This is a genomic window from Dactylosporangium sp. NPDC000555, from assembly GCF_040300025.1.
In the GTDB taxonomy this organism is placed as follows: domain Bacteria; phylum Actinomycetota; class Actinomycetes; order Mycobacteriales; family Micromonosporaceae; genus Dactylosporangium.
Map to the genome: position 1 here is coordinate 1 of NZ_JBEPDB010000159.1, position 8,115 is coordinate 8,115.

7 protein-coding genes and 1 pseudogene are annotated in these 8,115 nt (G+C 68.3%); 6 read left to right on the forward strand and 2 right to left on the reverse strand.

Annotation, left to right across the window (positions count from 1 at the left end):
• Nucleotides 1-195 precede the first annotated feature (195 nt).
• The 5 genes and pseudogenes from mca (at nucleotide 196) to ABT297_RS42060 (ending at nucleotide 5,001) form a co-directional block, all read left to right on the forward strand.
• A complete protein-coding gene (gene mca / locus ABT297_RS42040; protein WP_350559477.1) occupies nucleotides 196-1,041 on the forward strand; it encodes a mycothiol conjugate amidase Mca in 846 nt (281 codons plus the stop codon).
• 118 nt (nucleotides 1,042-1,159) lie between these two features.
• Nucleotides 1,160-2,137: a quinone oxidoreductase family protein gene (locus tag ABT297_RS42045; RefSeq protein WP_350559462.1), complete on the forward strand. Its 978-nt coding sequence runs from the start codon at nucleotides 1,160-1,162 to the stop codon at nucleotides 2,135-2,137.
• 19 nt (nucleotides 2,138-2,156) lie between these two features.
• Nucleotides 2,157-2,807, forward strand: a complete 651-nt coding sequence (locus ABT297_RS42050; protein WP_350559465.1) for an MFS transporter — start codon at nucleotides 2,157-2,159, stop codon at nucleotides 2,805-2,807.
• Nucleotides 2,808-3,262: 455 nt separating this feature from the next.
• Nucleotides 3,263-4,197 (forward strand): annotated as a pseudogene (locus ABT297_RS42055) (reverse transcriptase domain-containing protein); the annotation flags it as partial.
• 36 nt (nucleotides 4,198-4,233) lie between these two features.
• Entirely contained in the window at nucleotides 4,234-5,001 is a 768-nt protein-coding gene (locus ABT297_RS42060; protein ID WP_502885724.1) for a group II intron maturase-specific domain-containing protein, read from the forward strand.
• A gap of 1,289 nt (nucleotides 5,002-6,290) precedes the next feature.
• Here ABT297_RS42060 and ABT297_RS42065 read toward each other — a convergent pair.
• Together ABT297_RS42065 and ABT297_RS42070 are read right to left on the reverse strand one after the other, a co-directional pair.
• A complete protein-coding gene (locus ABT297_RS42065; RefSeq protein ID WP_350559468.1) occupies nucleotides 6,291-7,139 on the reverse strand; it encodes an SDR family oxidoreductase in 849 nt (282 codons plus the stop codon).
• A 157-nt stretch (nucleotides 7,140-7,296) separates the two neighbouring features.
• Nucleotides 7,297-7,659 carry a site-specific integrase gene (locus tag ABT297_RS42070; protein ID WP_350559471.1) on the reverse strand — a complete coding sequence of 121 codons (363 nt, stop codon included), beginning with the start codon at nucleotides 7,657-7,659 and terminating at the stop codon, nucleotides 7,297-7,299.
• Between the two features lie 203 nt (nucleotides 7,660-7,862).
• On the opposite strand from ABT297_RS42070, the gene ABT297_RS42075 reads away from it, so the two are divergent.
• Nucleotides 7,863-8,115, forward strand: a 253-nt coding sequence (locus tag ABT297_RS42075; protein WP_350559474.1) for a transposase domain-containing protein, incomplete at its 3' end; no start/stop codon positions are given.

Here is an 8,115-nt window from a genome sequence, read left to right on the forward strand (position 1 = left end):
GCCGCGCCCGCCAGCCGGGCCGCCGCCTACGGCCGGGCATTCTGGTGGGCGCTGGCCTTCAGCGCCCTGACGTTCGCAGCCGGCGCCCTCTACCCGCGCCGCGCCCCCACCCGGCCGACGTCCTGACCGCCCGGTGCCACCAAGGAGACGACAGCGATGACCACGAACCCCGGCCCCCGCGCCGGCCTGCGCATCATGAGCGTGCACGCCCACCCCGACGACGAGTCCAGCAAGGGCGCGGCGACCCTGGTCAAGTACCGCAAGGAGGGCGCCTCGGCCCTGGTGTGCACCATGACCGGCGGCGAGCGCGGCGACGTGCTGAATCCTCGGCTCGACCGGCCGGAGGTGTGGCGCGAACTGCCGGCCCGCCGGCGCGCCGAGATGGAGCGCGCCCGCCGCATCCTAGGCGTGGAACAGCGCTTCCTCGGGTTCACCGACTCCGGCCTGCCCAAGGCCGGCCGGCCGCTGCCCGCCGACTGCTTCGCGGTGCAGCCGCTTGAAGTGGCCGCGCGGCCCCTGGTCGCGGCGGTGCGCGAGTTCCGCCCGCACGTGCTGGTGACCTACGACGAGAACGGCGGCTATCCGCACCCCGACCACATCATGGCCAACCGGGCCGGGGTCGAGGCGTTCCACGTCGCCGGCGACCCGGGCCGCTACCCAGGCACCGGGGACCCGTGGCAGCCACTGAAGCTGTACTACACCTGCGCCTTCAGCAAGGAGTACTTCACCGCCATCGACGCCGCGATGACCGGCGCCGGCCTGGACTCACCGGCCCGCGCCATCCTCGACGACTGGCCAGCCGGCTGGCCCACCTGGCCCATTACCACCCAGGTGGAGTGCGCCGAGTACTTCCCTGTACGCCGCGCCGCCCTGCTGGCCCACGAGACCCAGGTCAACCCCGACGGCCCGGAGCTGTCCTGCCCGTTGGAGCTGGAGATGCGGGCCTGGCCGACCGAGGACTACCACCTCGTGACGAGCGCGGTGCCCACCCAGCAGCCCGAGCACGACCTGTTCGCCGGGGTCCGCCCCGACGGTGCCTGAGCCGGCGCCGGGGCCGACGCCCCGGCCGGGCCGGGCCGGGTCAAGCCGGGCTCAAAGCGGGCTACAGCGCGAGCCGGGACGCTGGGCGCAACCCATGACACCCGAAGTGAGGCACTGCATGCGAATTGTCCGCTATCACGAACACGGCGACCCCGAGGTCCTGCGGGTCGACGAGGCGCCGCTGCCCGAGCCCGGTCCCGGCCTGGTGCGCCTGCGGTCGGAGGCGATCGGCGTCAACTTCGCCGGCCTGCAGGAGCGGGCCGGGATCTTCTACGGCCGACAGGCCCCGCTGCCGGCCTGCCCCGGCGGCGACGTCGCCGGCGTGGTCGACGCCGTCGGCCCCGGCGTCACCGGCGTCGAGCCGGGCGCACGGGTGGCGAGCATCATCTTCCACGACTCGTACGCCGACTACGTGCTCGCCCGGGCGCACGACCTGGTGCCAGTGCCGGAGGGCATGGACGCCGCCGAGGCCACCATGCTGTCCTCGCCCGGCCAGGTCGGGCTCGAGGTGGTCAAGGCGGCCCGGCTCGCGGCCGGCGAGTCGGTGCTGGTGCACGCTGCGGCCGGCGCGATCGGGCACCTGGTCGTGCAGATGGCCAAGGCGCTCGGCGCCGGCCAGGTGGTCGCCGCGGCGAACTCGCCCGAGAAGCTCGACTTCGCCCGGTCACTGGGCGCGGACGCGGGCGTCGACTACAGCGCGCCCGGCTGGGCGGACGAGGTCCGGGCCCTGACCGGCGGGGCCGGCGTCGACGTGGTGCTCGACAGCGTCGGCGCGGACGTCACCGGCCTGAGCATCGCCCTGCTCAAGCCGTACGGCCGGCTCGTGTTCTACGGCTCGGCGGGCGGCGGGCGGCGCCTGCCTGCCGTGTCGATGGCGGAGCTCGCCGGGATCCGGTACGTCACCCACTTCAACATGGCGGCGCTTGACGGCGACCTCGCCGCGATCGAGGAGACCGCCCGCACCGTCAGCGAGATGGTGCTGTCCGGCCGCGTGCGCCCGGTCGTGCACGCGCAGCTGCCGCTGACCGAGGCCGCGAAGGCCCACCGGCTCATGGAGGAACGCACCCAGCTCGGGCGTGTCGTCCTCGTGCCCTGACCTACCCCGAAGGAACGGCATGACTACTACCGTGAAACCGGGGCCGGCCTTCGCCGAGGCCGGCGACCGGATCGACCCGGCCCTGCTCAAGCTCGGCGTCGTGCTCATCCTCGGCACCATCGTCGCGGTGCTCGACGCCACCATCGTCAGCGTCGGCATCGACTCGATCCGGCGCGACCTGGGCAGCCCGCTGGACACCGTGCAGTGGGTGACCACCGGCTACCTACTGTCGTTCGCCCTCATCGCCCCGGTCAGCGGCTGGGCCACCGAGCGCTTCGGAGCGAAGCGGGTGTGGATGGCGTCGCTCGGCTGCTTCATCGTCTGCTCGGCCCTGTGCGGGCTGGCCTGGTCGATCACCTCGCTGATCGTCTTCCGCATCCTGCAGGGCATGGGCGGCGGCCTCATCCAGCCGCTGGGCCAGACGATGATCGCGCAGGCGCACGGCCCGCGCCGGCTCGGCCGGGTGATGAGCCTGCTCGTGCTGCCGCTGACGTTCGCGCCGCTGCTCGGCCCGGTCGTCGGCGGCCTGGTCCTGGCCCGGCTGAGCTGGCCGTGGATCTTCTACATCGCGGGGTTCGAAGCTCAGGGAAGAAGCCGAAGCTCCACCGTTCCATCCGGTGGGGCAGGCGAGGGGAATGACCGAAAGGGCGACGTGAGGAATCCTCGATGATGTCCCGTGAAGCGGAACCCCGGACGATGGATGCGTTGCCGGGGTATAGGACCTGCGCCGTGGTGGAGCGGCAGACGGCGGTCAAAGATTTGTCGTTGACCGTGGGAGCACCGTCGGTCCCGGGATAGAGAGGACGCCCGACCCGGTCGCGTCTCGCGCATGCGGAACGTGGAAACCCCGCCGTGGTCCAGGATACGGATCGTCGTGCCTGGTAGGCCAACCGTGAGGGAAGCGGAAACCTTCGGCGGGAACAGGATGCCCAAGAAGCAAATGCCAGCAGCCGAAAGGCGGCAGGAAACCGTGAGCATGAAGGCCGGCCCTCCGTCGGTCGTTCACGGATAACTGGCTGGATACCGGGCCTGGTGTCCGGGCACGAGAGTGCGCTGACGTGTGGCAGGTGAGCCTTTGAAATGCGTTGCCGAAGAAGCCGGAACCGAAGGGCAAGTTAGACACTGATGGTGAACGGACCGGAGGACGCACTCCCCGAGTGGGACGCCATTGACTGGCGCACGCACGAGGAGCACGTACGGCGGACACGGCAGCGGATCTTCAAGGCGGTGCGGGAGCAGGACTGGGCCACGGCCCGGAACCTGCAGAAGATGATGCTGCGCAGCTGGTCGAACACGCTGGTCAGCGTGCGACAGGTGACGCAGCGCAACGCTGGTCGCAGGACGGCCGGAGTGGATGGTGAGGTCGCGTTGACTTCGCCGGCCAGGGCGGAGCTTGCGGTGCGAGTGCACCGTTCGGTGAAGTCGTGGGATCCACTGCCGGTCAAGCGGATCTACATACCGAAGGCCAATGGGAAACAGCGCCCGCTCGGTATTCCCGTCGTGATGGACCGGTGTCATCAGGCCCGGGTCAGAAACGCGCTGGAACCGGAGTGGGAGGCACGGTTCGAACCCCGTTCCTACGGGTTCAGGCCGGGCCGCGGTTGTCAGGACGCGATCGGCGCGGCTTTCACGACGCTGCACGGCAGCAACGCCAAACGGGTGTGGCTGCTGGACGCGGACCTGTCCGCGGCGTTCGACAGGATCGATCACCACCACCTTATGTCTATGATCGGAGACTTCCCGGCCAGGGAACCGATCCGGCGATGGCTCAGGGCTGGGTTTTCGAGCGCGGTAAGGGGTTCGCGCCCACAGCGGAGGGAACTCCGCAGGGTGGGGTGATCTCCCCACTGTTGTTGAACGTCGCGCTGCATGGGCTGGAGGAGGCTGCCGGAGTCCGATACCGCCCCACCGGCGCACATGCCGGAGAGGCGAGGGCGGACAGCCCGATCTTGATCAGGTACGCCGACGACTTCACGGTCTGCTGCCATACCAGACAGCAGGCCGAGCAGATCCAGGCACAGCTTGCTGCATGGCTCGGCCCGAGGGGTCTGGCCTTGAACGAGGACAAGACGAAGATCAAGCCGCTCGACGAAGGTGTGGATTTTCTCGGGTTCACCATCCGCCGGTTTCACGGCGGGAAGCTGCTGATCAAGCCGAGCAAACAGGCGGTCAGGCGGCTCCGGGAACGGCTCGCGGCCGAGATGCGCGCCCTACGCGGCTCGAACGCGATGGCGGTCATCGCCCGCCTCAACCCGATCATCCGGGGATGGGCGGCCTACTACCGGACGGTGGTGTCCAGCAAGGTCTTTCACAAGCTGGACGCCTATCTGTGGCGGCTGCTCTACAAATGGGCCAGCCACACCCACAGGAAGAAGCCGAAGAAGTGGATCGTTGCCCGCTACTTCGGCAGGTTCAACAAGTTCAGGAACGACCGATGGGTGTTCGGTGACCGCGAAAGCGGCGCCTATCTCGACAGGTTTTCCTGGACCGACATCGTCCGGCACCAGCTGGTCCGGGGCGGGGCATCACCTGATGACCCGGCCCAAGCCGACTACTGGGCCGCGCCACGGCGACGGGTCAAACCCCCGCTGGACAGTTACACGCTGCGCCTGCTCACCAAGCAGGACGGCCGCTGCCCACTCTGCGGAGACCCTTTGCTGTCAGCAGAACAACCACCACAATCCCCACACGAGTGGGGACGGTGGTGGCTGCACGTCACCCGCAAGGCGATCAATTACGACTACCTCGCCCTCTACGGGAGACCCGGCACGCCGGACGGCAGCACACAGACCCGCCTCGTTCACGCATCCTGCGGACGCAGGAGACCAGCACATCGAACCCACACGCCCAAGCGGCTTGCTTGAGCCGGATGCCGCGATGAGTGGCACGTCCGGTTCTGAGGGGGCTCCGGCGCGGCAACGCGCCGGAGCTACCCGACCTCAATGGTGGAGATGGTCTGTCTCGACACCTCGGCGCCGTAGACATCGGACGGCTTCCTCAGCCCGGACCGAATCCTGCCACGGCGCACGCGGGCGCACCTTCCACACGATGCCGTCGCGTACACGCTGCACACCGCCCGCAGCGAGGAGCCGTATCGGCGGGTGGTGCTCGGCACCCACCACGATGAGATCGTCCGGTCCCGACGTGGTGCTCGGCCAGAGCCTCGGCGAGATCACCGCGGCCGCGGCGGCCGGGCTTCTGGGCACGGATCGAGAAACAGTTGCAGGCCGACGCTGACGCGGCCGGGGACCTGGACTGGTGCGGGCAAGTGGACTCCACCGCCGGCGTCGGCCGGTGCGAGCTGTGCGAGCAACGATCCCAGGAGCAGGTGCACCAGGTCTCCGAGCTCGCCACCTCACAACGCCGGACCAGCCACAACCGCTGTGGGCACACCAGATGGCCAGGATGCGGCGCAAGACTTTGATCGTGTGCCCGCCCTGCCACGACGGCATCCACGACCGGCAACCTGCCATCACGCTCACGTAGCAGTCACCGGAGAGCCCGTTGCCGGGAGAACTGGCACGGCGGGTTCGGACCGGGGCCGCTGGAAGAAGGACCCAATGAGGGAACCTCGCCAGCGGCCTACCGGTGCGATGTCGATTCCCGGCGGCGCGTACGGAAGTTCCGTACGAGGCAACCCGGCTCAGCCGGTGACGCGTTTGCCGTACTGGAGGATGACGTCACGCATGGAACCCATCCGGTACCGGTCCACGGTGCTCGACATCGCGGCGACCTCGTCCAGGGATCGGGGCGACGTCGATGCCGGTCTGTCTGGCGTGCTCACACAGGTCCCGCAGCGTCAGGGCCTCGTCCCGGGTGTCTCCGTCATGGTCGCGGGCGCACAGGCGGATCAGGCGGACCCGAAACTGTTCGGCGGTGATCCATTCGCGGGGCAGGTGAGCCGCCCACCGATTCGTAGCGTACTGGCGCCGACACGTCCGGCTGGAACGATCCGACGCCGTCGTGGGGCTCGCCGGCCGGCCGAGCACCGATCGACCGCGCCTCCAGCTCCGCGCCAACGCCCTGTCCGGCGGCATGACCGCGCGCTGATCTTGGGCCTGGTGGGCTCAGCGTAGTTCGAACCAGCATCCCGAGCGCGGTCGGGTCCTGTCACGCATCGGGGTGGCCGAGCCCAACTTGGGTGCGTGTTTCACTACACAGTGATCGGGGTTTCGGGCTCCATGTCGTAGGAGGCTTGCAGTTGCCTGGGTCGGGTTCCCAGGCCGTCCTTCGTCTTCCGATCCCACGGCATCTGCTGAAGGCTCTTGGTCTCGTCGATCATCGACTTGGGTTCCAGGTTGCGATAGGTGTCTACTTCGCCGGCGGCGACGGCCGTCATCGTGGCGTACACGGGCTCGGGATCGAATTGAGCGCGAGGAAAGGCGAGTTTCGAGTAGTCGAAGAGTCGCTCGGACGGGTCGTCCTCCCAACTTTGCCAGGTCTGGAACATTCGGTCGTTGAAGCCGGTCAGGAACGGTCCGGGGTTGACGGTGGCGACCTCGACGCCGAACTCCTGCAACTCCAGGGCCATGGTCTCGGCGATGGCCTCCACCGCGTGCTTGGACGCCGAGTAGATGCCGGTGAAGGGATTGACGTTGAGTCCTTCTCGCGAGGAGACCCACACGATACGTCCCTTTCCGCGCTTGACCATCTGCTTGGCGATGCCCTGGGTCAACAGCAGCGGCCCGATGACGTTCACCTCGAATTCCCGGCGGATGTTGACGGCCGGGATGTCGAGCGTCGAGCCGCCCTCGCCGACGCCGGCGTTGTTCACCAGTACTTCGACGTCCCAGGTCAAAGCCTTCCGGCGATCCCCGTCGTCAGTGACATCGAGCTTCTCCACCTGCAACTTCACTCCGCGCTGCGCGGCTTGCTGCTTCAAGGTCTGCACCTGAGCCCAGATTTCCACGGAGGCGATGACGTCGAAGCCTTTCTTCGCCAGCCGCATCGCCACCTCATGTCCAAAGCCAGTGCCGCATCCCGTGATGAGTACCTTGGTCACTGCAGTCTCCTAACCTGCCGCTCCCAGCGTCGGCTCCAGGTAAGGCAGCAGTTGGCCAGGATTCGCCGCACCGACTGGGAGTAGCTGTTTGCCCGACCATTACGGCTACCCTGCCGCGATCCCGTTATCCAGCCGAACTCCGAATCGCCCGGCGACCTCATTCGCCGCACACGCCCATGCCGGCTGGTAGTCGACGATCTCCACGTGGCTCGGCAGGGCAATGACGATCGGCCAGATGCTTGAGTCGGCGGGAGGCGGCATGGCGGTCCATCCGCCCGCCGAGGACGTTCCGCAGGATCGGTCCGTCGGTGCGACCGTCGATAGCGCGTTCGATCGCCCGGGCCACCGCGGGTGGTAGGGGAATCAGGACGACCTTGCCGCCCTTGCCTCGTACCCGTAGGACGCGGTGGCAGTGTTCCTCGCCGAGGTCGGTGATGTTCGACCCGCAGGCTTCGAAGATCCGCGACCCGAGCAGGCTCAGGAGCGCGACCAGGGCGAAGTCGTTCGGGTTTTCCGACATCCGGGCGGGTGATCAGTGCTTCGAACTGCAGGTGCCCGAGCCCGAGGGTCGGGGACTCGGCTGGCACGGCAGGTCGGCGGACGTAGTCGGCTGGTGAGTGCGGCTCGGGGCAATGCCGTTCAGATAAGGCTTCTGCCGAGGTCAGCGTGGTGAGCTGACGTCGATTGTGGAGGCCGGTACGGTGGCTGGCCGTGACGTCATCGATGGCGGAGGAACGGCCGTGGGGTCGGTTGACCGACCATGTCGGGTTGGGTGTGGTGTCGGCCCGGTTCAGTCGTGACCTCCTCGAGGAGGTCCTCAACCGCACGCAGCGGCGGGAGCAGCGGTCCCGGCGGCTGCCGGCGCATGTGATGGTCCGGTTTGTGATCGCGATGGGGTTGTTCTTCGCCGAGTCGTATGACGAGGTGATGCGCCGACTGGTGGGTAACCTGCGCAAACTCGGCTCTTGGGATGACG

Excerpts from the sequence above, each read along its gene's own strand:
- mca (WP_350559477.1), top strand. The coding sequence starts at position 196 with ATGAGCGTGCACGCCCACCCCGACGACGAGTCCAGCAAGGGCGCGGCG.
- ABT297_RS42045 (WP_350559462.1), top strand. The coding sequence starts at position 1,160 with ATGCGAATTGTCCGCTATCACGAACACGGCGACCCCGAGGTCCTGCGG.
- ABT297_RS42070 (WP_350559471.1), bottom strand. The coding sequence starts at position 7,659 with ATGTCGGAAAACCCGAACGACTTCGCCCTGGTCGCGCTCCTGAGCCTG.
- ABT297_RS42050 (WP_350559465.1), top strand. The coding sequence starts at position 2,157 with ATGACTACTACCGTGAAACCGGGGCCGGCCTTCGCCGAGGCCGGCGAC.